This is a genomic window from Cellulosimicrobium sp. I38E (assembly GCF_001647255.1).
Classification (GTDB): Bacteria; Actinomycetota; Actinomycetes; order Actinomycetales; family Cellulomonadaceae; genus Cellulosimicrobium; species Cellulosimicrobium cellulans_E.
Window position 1 is genome coordinate 15,348 of record NZ_LUAZ01000048.1, and the last position, 14,408, is coordinate 29,755.

Annotated in this window: 12 protein-coding genes; 11 read left to right on the forward strand and 1 reads right to left on the reverse strand. The window is 74.2% G+C overall.

Going from position 1 to position 14,408, the window contains the following annotated elements:
• Window positions 1-74 precede the first annotated feature (74 nt).
• From A0J59_RS15250 to A0J59_RS15280, 7 genes are all read left to right on the forward strand, one after another.
• Window positions 75-545, forward strand: coding sequence for a MarR family winged helix-turn-helix transcriptional regulator (locus tag A0J59_RS15250; protein WP_064316673.1), 471 nt, complete (start codon window positions 75-77; stop codon window positions 543-545).
• A 128-nt stretch (window positions 546-673) separates the two neighbouring features.
• On the forward strand, window positions 674-1,855 hold the full coding sequence (locus A0J59_RS15255) for an aminotransferase class I/II-fold pyridoxal phosphate-dependent enzyme (protein WP_064316674.1): 1,182 nt from the start codon (window positions 674-676) through the stop codon (window positions 1,853-1,855).
• Window positions 1,856-1,916: 61 nt separating this feature from the next.
• Window positions 1,917-3,170 carry a sorbosone dehydrogenase family protein gene (locus tag A0J59_RS15260; RefSeq protein WP_064316675.1) on the forward strand — a complete coding sequence of 418 codons (1,254 nt, stop codon included), beginning with the start codon at window positions 1,917-1,919 and terminating at the stop codon, window positions 3,168-3,170.
• Window positions 3,171-3,407: 237 nt separating this feature from the next.
• Window positions 3,408-4,724 (forward strand): ubiquitin-like domain-containing protein, encoded by a 1,317-nt coding sequence (locus tag A0J59_RS15265; protein ID WP_255365254.1) that lies wholly within the window; start codon window positions 3,408-3,410, stop codon window positions 4,722-4,724.
• Between the two features lie 127 nt (window positions 4,725-4,851).
• The gene (metG, locus tag A0J59_RS15270) at window positions 4,852-6,645 is read left to right on the forward strand and encodes a methionine--tRNA ligase (protein ID WP_064316676.1); all 1,794 of its coding nucleotides are present in this window, start codon (window positions 4,852-4,854) and stop codon (window positions 6,643-6,645) included.
• Between the two features lie 2 nt (window positions 6,646-6,647).
• Window positions 6,648-7,601: a TatD family hydrolase gene (locus tag A0J59_RS15275; RefSeq protein ID WP_064316677.1), complete on the forward strand. Its 954-nt coding sequence runs from the start codon at window positions 6,648-6,650 to the stop codon at window positions 7,599-7,601.
• Window positions 7,602-7,778: 177 nt separating this feature from the next.
• Window positions 7,779-8,945 (forward strand): ubiquitin-like domain-containing protein, encoded by a 1,167-nt coding sequence (locus tag A0J59_RS15280; RefSeq protein ID WP_047232465.1) that lies wholly within the window; start codon window positions 7,779-7,781, stop codon window positions 8,943-8,945.
• 60 nt (window positions 8,946-9,005) lie between these two features.
• Here the strand turns inward: A0J59_RS15280 and A0J59_RS15285 are convergent, their stop codons facing one another.
• Window positions 9,006-9,392 carry a VOC family protein gene (locus A0J59_RS15285; RefSeq protein ID WP_255365256.1) on the reverse strand — a complete coding sequence of 129 codons (387 nt, stop codon included), beginning with the start codon at window positions 9,390-9,392 and terminating at the stop codon, window positions 9,006-9,008.
• A 145-nt stretch (window positions 9,393-9,537) separates the two neighbouring features.
• Here A0J59_RS15285 and A0J59_RS15290 point away from each other — a divergent pair, with 145 nt between their 5' ends.
• The 4 genes from A0J59_RS15290 (at window position 9,538) to A0J59_RS15305 (ending at window position 14,323) form a co-directional block, all read left to right on the forward strand.
• Window positions 9,538-10,548 carry a YafY family protein gene (locus A0J59_RS15290; protein WP_047232500.1) on the forward strand — a complete coding sequence of 337 codons (1,011 nt, stop codon included), beginning with the start codon at window positions 9,538-9,540 and terminating at the stop codon, window positions 10,546-10,548.
• 332 nt (window positions 10,549-10,880) lie between these two features.
• Entirely contained in the window at window positions 10,881-12,311 is a 1,431-nt protein-coding gene (locus A0J59_RS22550; protein WP_269429999.1) for a resuscitation-promoting factor, read from the forward strand.
• A gap of 126 nt (window positions 12,312-12,437) precedes the next feature.
• The gene (rsmA, locus tag A0J59_RS15300) at window positions 12,438-13,376 is read left to right on the forward strand and encodes a 16S rRNA (adenine(1518)-N(6)/adenine(1519)-N(6))-dimethyltransferase RsmA (protein ID WP_047232467.1); all 939 of its coding nucleotides are present in this window, start codon (window positions 12,438-12,440) and stop codon (window positions 13,374-13,376) included.
• Window positions 13,373-14,323, forward strand: a complete 951-nt coding sequence (locus A0J59_RS15305; RefSeq protein ID WP_082379705.1) for a 4-(cytidine 5'-diphospho)-2-C-methyl-D-erythritol kinase — start codon at window positions 13,373-13,375, stop codon at window positions 14,321-14,323. Before rsmA ends, A0J59_RS15305 begins: the two co-directional genes overlap by 4 nt.
• Window positions 14,324-14,408 lie beyond the last annotated feature (85 nt).

Here is a 14,408-nt window from a genome sequence, read left to right on the forward strand (position 1 = left end):
CGGGGACGCCGGGCGCGTCCCGCGCGCGGGTGCGAGAGTGGGAGCAGCCGTACCCGAGCACCCGGGAGGACCCGATGAGCGACGACCCGACGCCCGCCGCGACCCCTCCGGCCGGCGCGCCGGAACGCCCGATCGGCTACTGGCTCAAGCTCGTGGACCGCCTCATCGACGAGAGCTTCGACGGCGTGTTCCAGCACTCGGGGCTCACGCGCCGGCACTGGCAGGTGCTCAACACCATCCGTGACGGCGTGAGCGAGGAGACGAGCGTCGACGGCGTCCTGTCGCCCTTCGCCGGGGCGGCGACCGGGCACGGGGCCAGCGCCGTGACGGCGGAGATCGACGACCTCGTGCGGCGGGGCTGGGTCACGCGCGACGGCTCCGGCCGGCTGGCCGTGACCGTCGCCGGCAACCACGCCTACCACGACCTGCTCGACGCCGTGTCGGTCTCGCGCGAGCGGGTCGCGGACGGCATCAGCCGCGCGGAGTACGCCCAGACGGTCGCGACGCTCGAGCGCATGGCGCGCAACCTCGGCTGGACGGGCTGACCTCCGCCCGGGGCGAGCGCGCCGCGAGACGCGGCCACGCGGCGTCGGGCAGCAGGCGTACCCTGCGAGACCCGCGACCCGCGCGCACCCCCGCGCCCGGGCGCCCCGCACAGAGCTGGAGCACTGCGATGGAGTTCCGCCGGATCCCCGGTCTGCCGCCCTACGTCTTCACCATCATCGACGGGCTCAAGATCGAGGCACGCCGAGCGGGGCGCGACGTCGTCGACCTCGGCTTCGGCAACCCCGACCTGCCCAGCCCGCAGGTCGCGGTCGACAAGCTCGCCGAGGCCGCGCAGAACTCGCGCAACCACCGCTACTCCGCGTCGCGCGGCATCCCCAAGCTCCGCGAGGCCGTCGCGGGCCTGTACCAGCGCCGGTTCGGCGTGAGCCTCGACCCGGACACCGAGATCATCTCGACCATCGGCGCCAAGGAGGGCTTCAGCCACCTCATGTGGGTGCTGCTGCAGCCGGGCGACGTGGCGCTCGTCCCCACGCCGAGCTACCCCATCCACATCTGGGGCCCCTACTTCGCGGGCGCCGACGCGCGCCAGGTCCCCATCGGCGACGGGACCGACGCCGCGGGGTACATCGACCGGATCATCGAGGCGTGGGAGCTGGGCTGGCCCAAGCCGCGCGTCGTCGTGCTGTCGTTCCCGCACAACCCGACGACGACGGTCGCGACCAAGGAGGACCTCCAGCGGCTCGTCGACTGGGCGCGGGACAAGGACGTCGTGCTCGTGCACGACCTCGCGTACGCGGACATGACGTTCGACGGGTTCGAGCCTCCGTCGATCATGGAGTGCGAGGGCGCGCGCGAGGTCGCGGTCGAGCTGTACTCCATGACAAAGTCGTTCTCCATGGCGGGCTGGCGCGTCGCGTTCCTCGTGGGCCGCCGCGACGTCGTCGGTGCGCTCGCCAAGCTCAAGAGCTACCTCGACTACGGCACGTTCCAGCCGATCCAGATCGCCGCGACCGTGACGCTCAACGAGGCGACGGAGTTCCCGCAGGAGATCTCGTCGGTGTACGCGTCGCGTCGCGACGCCCTGTACGACGGCCTCCAGCGCATCGGCTGGGACATCCACAAGCCCGGCGGCACCATGTTCGCGTGGGCCCGCATCCCCGAGCCTTACCGCGACATGGGCTCGATCGAGTTCGCGACGCACCTCGTCGAGGAGTGCGACGTCGCCGTGTCCCCGGGCGTCGGGTTCGGCCCCGGCGGCGACGAGTTCGTGCGGTTCGCGCTCATCGAGAACGAGCACCGCATCGGTCAGGCGATCCGCGGTCTCAAGCGCGGCCTCACCCGCCTCTGACGGTCGAGCGCCCGGCGCCGCGCCCCGTGCGACGAGGCCCACGGCGCGCGACGATGGGCGCATGCCCACGAACCGGACGGTCCCGCGTCGGGTGTGGCCCGCGGTCGTGGTGGGTGCCGCCGTCGTGCTGCTGGCGGCGTGCACGCCCGACGACGGTCCGGAACCCGCCCCGGGCCCGTCGGTCACCACGGCCACCGCCGAGCCGAGCGAACCCGCGGAGTCGAGCACGACGGCGCCCGCGCCGGCGCCGGGACTCGTCGTCGTGCCCGAGGTGCGGGTCGACGTGACCGAGGTGGCGACCGGGCTGCCCGCGCCATGGGGGCTCGCGGCGCTCGCGGACGGGACCCTGCTCGTCTCGCTGCGCGACGAGCGCGGTCTGGTCGTCGTGGACCCGGCGACGGGCGCCGTCGAGCCGGTCACGGGACCGGGCGCGGACGACCTGCGCGACGGCACGGTCGCGACGGGCGAGTCGGGTCTGCTCGGGGTGGCGGTCGGGCCCGAGGGCGGCGCAGCACCGGGGGAGGTGTTCGTCTACCGGACCGCCGCCGGAGGCAACGAGGTCCTGCGGGGGACGCTCGCCGGTCGCGAGCTGTCGGCCCTCACCCCGATCCTCCAGGGCATCCCCGCGGCCTCCACGCACGACGGCGGCCGGCTCGCGTTCGGGCCGGACGGCTACCTGTACGTGACGACGGGGGACGCGCAGCAGCGTGGTGCGTCGCAGGTGGCGGGTGCGCTCAACGGCAAGATCCTGCGCCTGACGGTGGACGGGGCTCCGGCACCGGGTAACCCTGACCCGGCCTCGCCCGTGTGGAGCCTCGGCCACCGCAACGTCCAGGGCGTCGCGTGGGACGTGACGGGGCGCATGCTCGCGTCGGAGTTCGGGCAGGACACGTTCGACGAGCTCAACGTCGTCGTGCCCGGCGGGAACTACGGCTGGCCGGAGGTCGAGGGGGTCGGCGGCGAGGCGGCGGGGTTCGTCGACCCGGTGGCGACGTGGTCGACGTCGGACGCCTCGCCGAGCGGGCTGGCCGCGACCGGCGAGGGCGCGTACCTGGCGGGGCTGCGGGGCCAGACGCTGTGGCGCGTGCCGTTCGCGTCCCCCGACGGCGGGGCGTCGGCCGACGCGTTCGGCGCGCCCCAGGCGGTGCTCACGGACCGGGGTCGGCTGCGCGCCGTCCTGGTGGACCCGGCGACGCCGCCCGGGGACGACGGGAGCTCCGTCCTGTACGTGCTGACCAACAACACCGACGGGCGCGGGGACCCGCGCGACGGCGACGACCGGCTGCTGCGGGTCGCGGTGACGCCGGCGGGGTGACCGGCACGACCCGCGGGCTGACCAGTCGGTTTGGAGCACGATAACGAATCGGTTACGGTCGAGTGTCTCGCGTTGCCGCTCACCGGGGACAGGTGTATTGGCCGGCCGTGGGACGCGGTCTCCGTAGAGCACCCAGGGTGCCGGGGTCCGCAGGACGGCCGGATCGGCTGGTCGAACCGGGTGACGCCCGCGCCGCGGCGTGGGACGCCCCGGGGCGCGCGTGCGCCGTCGACCCCCGTGCCCGGGACCCCCGACGACTGGACCAGAGTGCACAACCCCTTCCGCTCCCGCGCGCCCCAGAACCGTGACGTCGAGACCGCGACCTCCGACGTCGCCCCCACCGAGACCACCCCGGAGACCTCCGCGACGCCCACCCGCCGCGCCGCCCGCTCCGCGCGGACGCTGCGCACCACGCGCCGCCGCCGCTGGTCGATCGTCACGGCGGCCACCGCCGTCGCGCTCGTCGGCTCCGGCGCCGTCGCGTACGGCGAGGCCAACAAGACCGTGACGATCGACGTCGACGGCGAGCTGACGACCGTCAGCACGCTCGCCGGCTCGGTGTCCGGCGCGCTCGACGCCGCCGGGATCGAGATCGGTGCGCGCGACCAGGTCGCGCCCGACCCCGCGTCGGCCCTCGACGACGGCGACGAGGTCGTGGTGCGTCTCGGCAAGCAGGTCACCGTCCAGGCCGACGGCGAGCAGTCCGACGTCTGGCTCACCGCGCTCGACGCGGACGAGGCGCTGAAGACCCTCGCCGAGCGCGGGGGCGACGTGCGCCTCGTCGCGTCGCGGTCGGGAGAGCGCGCGTCGCTCGACCTGCGCCTCGACACCGACGGCCCGGTGAACGTCGTGGCCGACGGCGAGACGACGGTCGCGCCCGACGGCAGCATCGGGATCCCCGCGATCCTCGAGCAGCAGGGCATCGAGCTCGGCGAGCTCGACCGCGTGAGCGTCCAGCGCGTCGAGGCCCCCGAGCCGGGCGCTCCGACCGTCTCGCTCGTCGTCCAGCGCGTCGTCGTCGAGCAGCAGCAGACGACGACCCCCGTGCCGCACGAGACCGTCGAGAAGACGGACGCCGCGCGGTACAGCGACGACCCGGCGGTCGTCTCGCAGAAGGGGGCCGACGGCGTCACCACGACGACCTTCGAGGTGACCCTCGTGGACGGCGTCGAGGAGTCGCGGGAGCAGCTGACCCAGGAGGTCACGACCGCCCCGGTCGACCAGGTCGTCGTCAAGGGGACCAAGGAGCGGCCGAAGGACCCCCGCGCGCTCGGGCAGCTCATGGCCGCCGAGCGCGGCTGGACCGGGTCGCAGTGGACGTGCCTCGAGAAGCTGTGGACCAAGGAGTCCAACTGGAACCCGAGGGCGGACAACCCGACGTCGAGCGCCTACGGCATCCCGCAGTCGCTGCCCGGCTCGAAGATGGCGAGCAAGGGCGCCGACTGGGCGACCAACCCCGCGACGCAGATCGCGTGGGGCCTGGACTACATCGCCGGCTCCTACGGATCGCCGTGCGGCGCGTGGTCCCACTCGCAGGCCACCAACTGGTACTGAGCACGGACCTCCCGAGCCGACCCGGCTCCGGACGGGCCCGCGACCTCCGAGGTCGCGGGCCCGTCGTCGTCCGGCGGCCCCGAGACGGCCCCGCGGCGCGCTGCGCGGGCCGACTAAGATCGCCCGCATGACCCACATCCTCTCGGCCGTGGCGTGGCCGTATGCCAACGGGCCGCGCCACATCGGCCACGTCGCAGGTTTCGGTGTCCCGTCGGACGTCTTCAGCCGGCACATGCGCATGGCGGGTCACGACGTCCTCATGGTCTCGGGGACCGACGAGCACGGGACGCCCATCCTCGTGCAGGCGGACAAGGAGGGCGTGAGCCCGCAGGAGCTCGCGGACCGGTACAACCGCGTCATCGTCGAGGACCTGCACCAGCTCGGGCTGTCGTACGACCTGTTCACCCGGACCACGACGCGCAACCACTACGCCGTCGTGCAGGAGATGTTCCGCACGGTCCACAAGAACGGGTACATGGTCGAGCAGACGACCATGGGCGCGATCTCGCCGTCGACGGGCCGCACGCTTCCGGACCGCTACATCGAGGGCACGTGCCCCATCTGCGGCTACGACGGCGCGCGCGGCGACCAGTGCGACAACTGCGGCAACCAGCTCGACGCGATCGACCTCATCAACCCGCACAGCCGCATCAACGGCGAGACGCCCAAGTTCGTCGAGTCGAACCACTTCTTCCTCGACCTGCCCGCGTTCGTCGACGCGCTGGGGGACTGGCTGCGCACGCGCACCGAGTGGCGCCCGAACGTCCTCAAGTTCTCGCTCAACCTGCTCGACGACGTGCGCCCGCGCGCCATGACGCGCGACATCGACTGGGGCATCCCCGTCCCGCTGGAGGGTTGGGAGTCCAACCCGAGCAAGCGCCTCTACGTGTGGTTCGACGCGGTCATCGGCTACCTGTCGGCGTCGATCGAGTGGGCGCGGCGCAGCGGCGACCCGGACGCGTGGCGCGCGTTCTGGAACGACCCCGAGGCCCGCTCGTACTACTTCATGGGCAAGGACAACATCACGTTCCACTCCCAGATCTGGCCGGCCGAGTTGCTCGGCTACGACGGCCGGGGGAGCAAGGGCGGTGCGCCGGGTGCCTACGGGAACCTCCAGCTCCCGACGGAGGTCGTGTCGAGCGAGTTCCTCAACGTCGAGGGCCAGAAGTTCTCGTCGTCGCGAGGCGTCGTGATCTACGTGCGCGACATGCTGGCCCGCTACCAGCCGGACGCGTTCCGGTACTACGTCGCGTCCGCGGGCCCGGAGACGCAGGACGTCGACTTCACGTGGGCGGACTTCCAGCGCCGCACGAACGACGAGCTCGTCGCCGGCTGGGGCAACCTCGTGAACCGCACGGCGAACCTCGTGCACAAGAACTTCGGGGCCATCCCGGAGCCGGGGCAGCGCCAGCCGATCGACGAGGGCGTCCTCGCCACGACGACGACCGCGTTCGGGCGCGTGGGGGAGCTCATCGCGACGCACCGCCAGCGCGCGGCCGTCGCGGAGGCGATGAAGACGGTCGGCGAGGTGAACAAGTACGTGTCGGACACCGAGCCGTGGAAGCTCAAGACCGACCCGGACCGCCTCGCGACGGTGCTGCACACCGTGACTCAGGCGGTCAGCGACCTCAACACCATCCTGTCGCCGTTCCTGCCGCACTCCGCGCAGCAGGTGCACGAGGCGTTCGGCGGCACGGGCACGATCGCGCCGCAGCCCCGCATCGACGAGGTGACCGACCTCGACGACGACTCGCGCCACTACCCGATCATCACGGGCGACTACCGCGCCGAGGGCCTGGCGACGTGGGAGCCGAAGGCCGTCGTGCCGGGCACCCCGGTCGGCAAGCCGACGCCGATCTTCACCAAGCTCGACGACTCGATCGTCGAGGAGGAGCTCGACCGCCTGCGCGAGACCGCCTGACCGTGGCGAAGCAGCGCGAGCGCGGGTGGCCGCCCGACCCGGAGCCGCTGCCCGTCCCCGTGGTGGACAACCACACGCACCTCGACTCGATCGCGCACATCCTGCCCGACGACGTCCCCACCCCGAGCGTCGCGGACCACCTCGCGCGGGCGGCTGCCGTGGGGGTGGATCGCGTCGTGCAGGTCGGGTGCGACCTGCCCGCCGCCCGCTGGACGGACGCCCTGCTGCGCGGTGACCTCGCGGCCTGGGGGACGACGTCGGCCGCCGAGCACGGCGTCGGGCGGATGCTCGGCGCCGTCGCGATCCACCCGAACGAGGCGGTGCTGCACGGCGGGGTCCGCGAGGTCGGGCCGGACGGGCTCGAGCCCGACCCGCGGCCGCACCACGACGTCCCCCTCGACGACGCCGTCGCCGAGATCGCCGCGATCGCGCGCGGCAACGACCGTGTGCGCGCGATCGGCGAGACGGGGATGGACCTGTTCCGTACAGGTCCGCAGGGCGAGGCCGTACAGCGCGAGGCGTTCCGTGCGCACGTCGCGCTCGCGAAGGAGCTGGGCCTCGCGCTGCAGATCCACGACCGCGACGCGCACGCCGAGGTGCTCGACGTGCTCGCGCGCGACGGGGCCCCGGAGCGGACGGTCTTCCACTGCTACTCGGGCGACGCCGCGATGGCCCGGTTCTGCGCGGAGCAGGGCTGGTTCCTGTCCTTCGCCGGCCCGGTGACGTTCCGCGCGAACGACGAGCTGCGTGCCGCCCTGCGGGAGGTGCCGCTCCGGCAGGTGCTGGTTGAGACGGACGCGCCCTACCTGACGCCGCACCCGTACCGGGGTCGCCCCAACGCCCCGTACGTGCTGCCGACGACCGTGCGTACGGTCGCGGAGGTCGTAGACCTGCCGCTCGCGGACGTGTGCGAGCGCCTCGCCGCGACGTCCGTCGCGGTCTACGGGCCCTGGTGACCCGGGTCGGCGGTGCAGCACCCGGTGCCGCCCGTTCCGGGCGAACCGGAGGTTTCGTCCTGGGTCACGTTTCGGCTACGGTCGGGTCCGTGCGTCGCGCGCCGTGCGCCGACGACGTGCCCCACCTCGCCCCCGGCGGTCGCCGAGGGCCGCTTCCCCGCAGAAGGGACCGCGCGCGTGCTCGCACCTGACGGAACCGGTCGCCGGCGCCTGCAACGGCTGGCGGCCCAGGGCGTCGTCGTCGCGAGCCTCGTGGTCGTCACGGGCGCGTTCGCCTCGCTCCAGAAGAGCGTCACGCTGGACGTGGACGGCGAGCTGTACGACGTCTCCGCGTACGGGCGCACGGTCGCCGAGGTGCTCGACTACCAGGACGTCACGGTCGGCGCGGAGGACCTCGTCGAGCCGGGCCTGACGGACTCCGCGCACGACGGCGGCACGATCGTCGTCCGGTCGAGCCACGACGTGACGATCGAGATCGACGGCCAGGTCCAGACGATCTCGACGACCGCGCGCACCGTCGGGGAGCTCCTCACGTACCTCGGGCCGCGCGCCGAGGGCGCCGTGACCGAGGTCTCGCGCACGCAGGCGCTCGGCCGCGACCCGATCCGGGTCTCCACGCTCAAGACCGTGCACGTCGCCGTCGACGGCGCGGTCATGCCCATCACGACGGCGGAGCCCACGGTGCGCGGCGTCCTCGCGGCGGCCGGCATCGTGCTCGCCGAGGGAGACAGCACGTCCGCGCCGCTCGACGCGGCCGCGGTCGACGGCATGCTCGTCCTCGTGAGCCGGGCCGCCGCGTCCGCGACGACCGTCACCGAGGTGCTGCCCTTCGCCACGGAGGAGGTCGAGGACCCGAACCTGCCGAAGGGGCACCGGGTCGTCGTCCAGTCCGGCCGCGTGGGCGAGGCGACCACGACGTACGCCGTCCAGACGCTCGGCGGCGCCGAGGTCTCGCGCACCGTCCTCACGCGCACGGTCACGACGGAGCCGCGCGACGAGATCATCAAGATCGGGACGATGGACATCTCCGTCTCGGTGGACCCGGGCTCGGCCCGCGCGATCGGCCGCTCGCTCGCGGCCCAGCGCGGCTGGGGCGACGACCAGTTCGTCTGCCTCGACAAGCTCTGGACCAAGGAGAGCAACTGGCGCGTCGACGCCGACAACCCGAGCTCGAGCGCGTACGGGATCCCGCAGGCGCTGCCCGGGTCCAAGATGTCGAGCGCCGGGGACGACTGGCGCACCAACCCGGCGACCCAGATCACGTGGGGCCTCGGGTACATCGAGGGCAGGTACGGCACGCCGTGCTCGGCGTGGTCGCACTCGGTCGCCAAGGGCTGGTACTAGGCGCTGGTGCTGAGACCGCTGCCGGCGCGGCGCCCCGCTGCCCGCGAGCGCCGCGGCACGCTAGGCCTCGAGCATCTCCAGGTAGTGCGGGTTCTGCATGATCCCGAGCACGTTGCCGAACGGGTCGACCACGGACGCCGTGACGAAGCCGGTGCCCTCACCACGCTCGACGACGCCCTCGTACTCGGTCGCCCCGAGCGTGAGCAGCCGGGCGAAGGCGTCGCGCACGTCGTCGACGTGCCAGTTCACGATCGCGCCGCCGGGCGCCTCCGGCTGCGGGTGCGGTGACCACGACCGGGCGATGATCCCGAGCTCGTCCTGGCGGTCGCCGACGCGGAACTCCACGTACCCGCCCGGCACCACGTAGTAGGGCTCGGTCCCGAGCACCTCCGCGTACCACGCGGACGCGGCCTCCAGGTCGTCGGCCCACAGGTTCAGCGTCGCCATCCCACGCAGCATGCTCGTCTCCCTCGTCGTCGTCCCCGGGATCCTGCCCGGGGACCGCGGTCGTCGACCCCGGCGGGACCGACACCACGACAGTAGAACCCCATGCGGAACGTACGGTTCCGCATGGTGAGGCAGGATGGGATCCGTGCTCGACACCTCGGTCCGCCTCCTGCGCCTGCTCGCGCTCCTGCCGTCGCGGCCGACGTGGTCGGGCCCCGACCTTGCGGAGCGGCTCGGCGTCACGACCCGCACGGTCCGCAACGACGTCGAGCGGCTGCGGCTCCTGGGGTACGAGGTGCGCTCGGCGCCGGGGGCCGCGGGCGGTTACCGGCTCGGGTCGGGGGCCGCGCTCCCGCCGCTCCTGCTGGACGACGAGGAGGCAGCCGTCGTCGCGGTGTCGCTGCGGGCCGCGGCCACGGGGTCGATCACGGGGGTCGAGGACGCCGCCCGCCGCGCGCTCGTCAAGCTCGACACCGTGCTGCCCGCCCGCCTGCGCGCCCGGGCGGACGCGCTGCGCGCCGCGGTGGCGAGCGCACCGGTCGCGGGACCGCCGGTCGACGCGCGCGTGCTCTCCGACATCGCCGGCGCGGTCGCGGCGCGGACCGGTCTGCGCCTCGAGTACCGGGCGCACGACGGGACGACGACGTCGCGTGCGGTCGAGCCGTACCGGCTCGTGCACGTGGGGCGGCGGTGGTACCTGCTGGCGTTCGACCTGGGCCGCGACGACTGGCGGACCTTCCGCCTCGACCGGCTGCACCTCCGGACGCCCGGTGGACCCCGCTTCACGCCTCGCCGCGTGCCGGGCGGCGACGCCGTCGCCTACGTCGTCCGCGGCGTGGGGTCGATCGCGTGGGCGCACCCCGCTCGCGTACGCCTGCACGCGCCGGCGAGCGTCGTGGCGGAGCGGCTCGCGCCGGAGGCGGGGGTGCTCGTCGACGACGGCCCGGACGCGTGCGTGCTCGAGACCGGGGGGACGTCGCTCGCCCAGCTCGCGGGGTTCCTGCTGGGCCTCGACGTCGACCTCACGGTCCTGGACCCGCCCGAGCTCGCGGAGACGCTGGCGCGGGTCGGGGCACGCGCCGCACGGTCGGGACGTGCGAGCCCAGGCGCGGCCGAGGGTGCCCTCGCGCGTGACGCCGACGGTGACGCCGGGTGAGAAGCGCGTGGAGGCCCGCGTGACATAGACGTCGAAAACCGGACAGAACCTCCCAGCCTAGCGGCCTGGGGGTTGGACTTCGATAACGGATCGGTTACGGTCGAACGTCGCTCGCGCGTGAACGGCACGCTGCCGCGGTCCCTCCGGACTGCGGGAGAGGTGCCCGGACCACGCGGGCGGTGCGCCGTCGTCGGGCCCTGGGGAAGGGGCGCCGGGGTGGCGCCGGCAGCCGGATCGGCCGCTCGAGACCCGTGGACGCACGTGTGCGCCCGCCGCGGAGGACCCACGTCCGCCGCGGGCCGCGGGTGGTGCCCACGCGCCGTCGAGCACCCGTGCCCGGGACCCCCGACGACTGGACCCGAGTGAAGAACCCCTTCCACCGGACCGCTGACGCGGCCGGCGCCCCCGAGAGCGCCGACACGAACCTTCAGAACCCCTTCGAGACCACCGACGGCCCCGCGGAGAGCCCCCAGAGCCCCGCGACCACGGCCGCCCGCCGTCGCCGCTGGCCCCTCGTGGCCGGCGCCACCGCCGTCGTCCTCCTCGCGACCGGCGCCGTCGCCTACGGCAACGCGCGCAAGACCGTCGAGCTCGACGTGGACGGCAAGATCACCACCGTCACGACCTTCGCCGGGTCCGTCGAGGGCCTGCTCGCCGAGCAGGACGTCGCCGTGGGCGACCGCGACCTCGTCGTCCCCGACGTCGACTCCGCCCTGCGCGGCGGCGGCGACGTCGTGGTGCGCTACGGGCGCGAGGTGCCCGTCCAGGTCGACGGCTCCCAGTCCTCCGTCTGGCTCACCGCGCTCGACGCGGACGAGGCCCTGACCACTCTCGCCTCGCGCGGAAGCGACGTGCGCCTCGTGGCGTCGCGCTCCGGCGAGCGCGCGTCCCTCCCGATCCGCCTCGACGCGGACGGCCCCGTGAACGTCGTCGCGGACGGCGAGACGAAGGTCGCGCCCGACGGCAGCATCGGTATCGACGCGATCCTCGACCAGCAGGGCGTCCAGCTCGGCGAGCTCGACCGCGTCCACGTGGAGAAGTCCGACCAGATCGCCGCCCAGGCCGACGCCGCTGCCGAGGCGGCCCCCGCCGCCGACGCCGACGCCACCGCCGCCGCGACCGAGGACGCCGAGGCCGCGGCGGACGCCGCCCCGGTCTCGCTCGTCGTGCAGCGTGTGAAGGTCGAGGAGGTGCCCACCGAGAAGGCCGTCCCGTTCGAGACGGTCACCGAGGAGGACGCCAACCGCTTCAAGGACCTCGACCCGGTCGTGAAGCAGGAAGGTGTCGAGGGCGTCCACACGACCGTGCACCGCGTCACGACGGTCGACGGCGCCGAGGAGTCGCGCGAGCTCGTCTCCGAGGGCGTCACCACGCCCCCGGTGAACAAGATCCTCGTGCAGGGCACCAAGGAGCGCCCCAAGCCGCAGCCGAAGGTCGAGACGCAGCAGCGCTCGTCGTCGTCCTCCTCCTCCTCCTCCTCGTCGGGCGGCTCCTCCGCGCCGGCAGCGAACCTCGGCTCCGCACCCGGCGGCGTCTGGGGCGCGCTCGCGCAGTGCGAGTCCGGTGGCAACCCCGCGACGAACACGGGCAACGGCTACTACGGCCTCTACCAGTTCTCGCTCTCGACGTGGCAGGCGATGGGTGGCTCCGGCCTCCCGTCGGAGGCCTCGGCCGCCGAGCAGACGCAGCGCGCTCAGGCGCTCCAGGCCCGCTCGGGCTGGGGCCAGTGGCCCGCGTGCGCGGCCAAGCTGGGTCTCCTCTGACCCGGTAGCAAGGACTCGCGGCCGCCCGGCGGCCGCACCACGGAGGGCGGGGCGCACGGCGCCCCGCCCTCCGTCGTCCCCGCGGCGTCCGGACCGGGCCCGCCCTGGTCGGTAGGCTTGGCTGTCATGAGCGACACCCGCGGTGCCCTGCTGGGTCCGGCCGAGATCCGTGACCTGGCGGGCCGCCTCGGCGTCCGCCCCACCAAGACCCTCGGCCAGAACTTCGTGCACGACGGCGGCACCGTCCGCAAGATCGTGCGGGCTGCGGACGTGCGACCGGGGGAGCGCGTGGTCGAGGTCGGCCCGGGGCTCGGCTCGCTCACCCTGGGACTCCTGGAGGCCGGGGCGAGCGTCGTCGCGGTCGAGATCGACCCGGTCCTCGCGAAGCAGCTCCCCACGACGGTCGCGGCGCACGTCCCCGACCTCGGCGACCGGCTCGAGGTCGTCGGCGCGGACGCGCTGGAGGTCACCACCCTGCCCGGCGAGCCGCCGACGGCGCTCGTCGCCAACCTCCCGTACAACGTCGCGGTGCCGGTGCTGCTCACGTTCCTCGAGCGGTTCGACTCGCTCGAGCGCGTGCTCGTCATGGTGCAGGCGGAGGTCGCGGACCGGCTCGCCGCACCCCCGGGGTCGCGCACGTACGGCGTGCCGTCGGTCAAGGCCGCCTGGTACGCCGACGCCCGCCGCGCCGGGACCATCGGCCGCAGCGTGTTCTGGCCGGTGCCCAACGTCGACTCCGCGCTCGTCGCGCTCGACCGCCGCGAGCCCCCGACGACGACCGCGACCCGGGAGCAGGTCTTCGCGGTCGTGGACGCCGCCTTCGCGCAGCGGCGCAAGATGCTGCGCTCCGCGCTGTCCGGCCTCGCCGGCTCCGCGAGCGCGGCCGCCGAGGTGCTCGAGGCGGCCGACGTCGACCCGCAGGCGCGCGGCGAGGTGCTCGACGTCGCCGCCTTCGCGCGCGTCGCCGAGCAGCTCGTCCTGCGGGGCGGCCTCGACGATCGCCCCGCCCGCGGCGCGGCACCCGCGGAGCGTCGCACCGGACGACCTGGCACAGTGGACGCGTGACACCCCCGCGACCGCCGAGCATCGCCCTCGCGCCACCCCCGTCCGTCCGCGTGCGCGCACCCGGCAAGGTCAACCTCTCGTTGCGGGTCGGAGCGCTCCAGGACGACGGCTACCACCCGCTCGTGACGATCTTCCAGGCGGTCGGGCTCAGCGAGGACGTCGTCGCCCACCAGGTGCCCCCGGGCTCGGGCGTCTCGCTCAGCGTGACCGGCCTCCAGGCCGACGTGGTGCCGACCGACGAGACGAACCTCGCGTGGCGCGCTGCCGTCGCGCTCGCCGAGCACGTGGGCGTCGACCCCGACGTGCGGCTCGAGATCCACAAGGAGGTCCCCGTCGCGGGCGGCATGGCGGGCGGGTCCGCCGACGCCGCCGCCGCGCTCGTCGCGTGCGACGCGTTGTGGGACGCCGGGGTCCCCCGCGCCGACCTCGTCCGCCTCGCCGCGGGGCTCGGGGCCGACGTCGCGTTCGGGCTCGTGGGGCACACCGCCGTCGGGACGGGGCGGGGCGACGTGCTCACGCCCGCGATGACGCGCGGCGAGTTCCACTGGGTCTTCGCCGTCCAGGCGGAGGGGCTCTCCACGCCCGAGGTGTACCGCACGTTCGACGAGACCGTCGGCGGCCCGGCCGAGCTCGACCTCGCCGACGACACCGCGCTCATGCAGGCGCTGCGCGCGGGCGACGCCGTCGGGCTCGGGCAGGTGCTCCGCAACGACCTCCAGGGTCCCGCCCTCGCCCTGCGCCCCGAGCTCCAGCGGACGATCGACGTCGCGACCGAGGCCGGCGCGCTCGGCGCGATCGTCTCCGGCTCCGGTCCGACGGTCGCCGCCCTCGCACGCAGCCGTCAGCACGCGCTCGCGATCGCCGCGTCGTGGACCGCGAACGACGCGTGCGACACCGTCTGGTGCACCACCGCCCCCGCCGCCGGCGCGCGCGTCGTCGCCCACTGACGACCCTGCCCGCCGAGGGTGAACCGTGGTTGCGCGAGGTAGAGCTGTGGTCACCTTGCCCGACGGCGTGTGGCTGGGTTGGGTG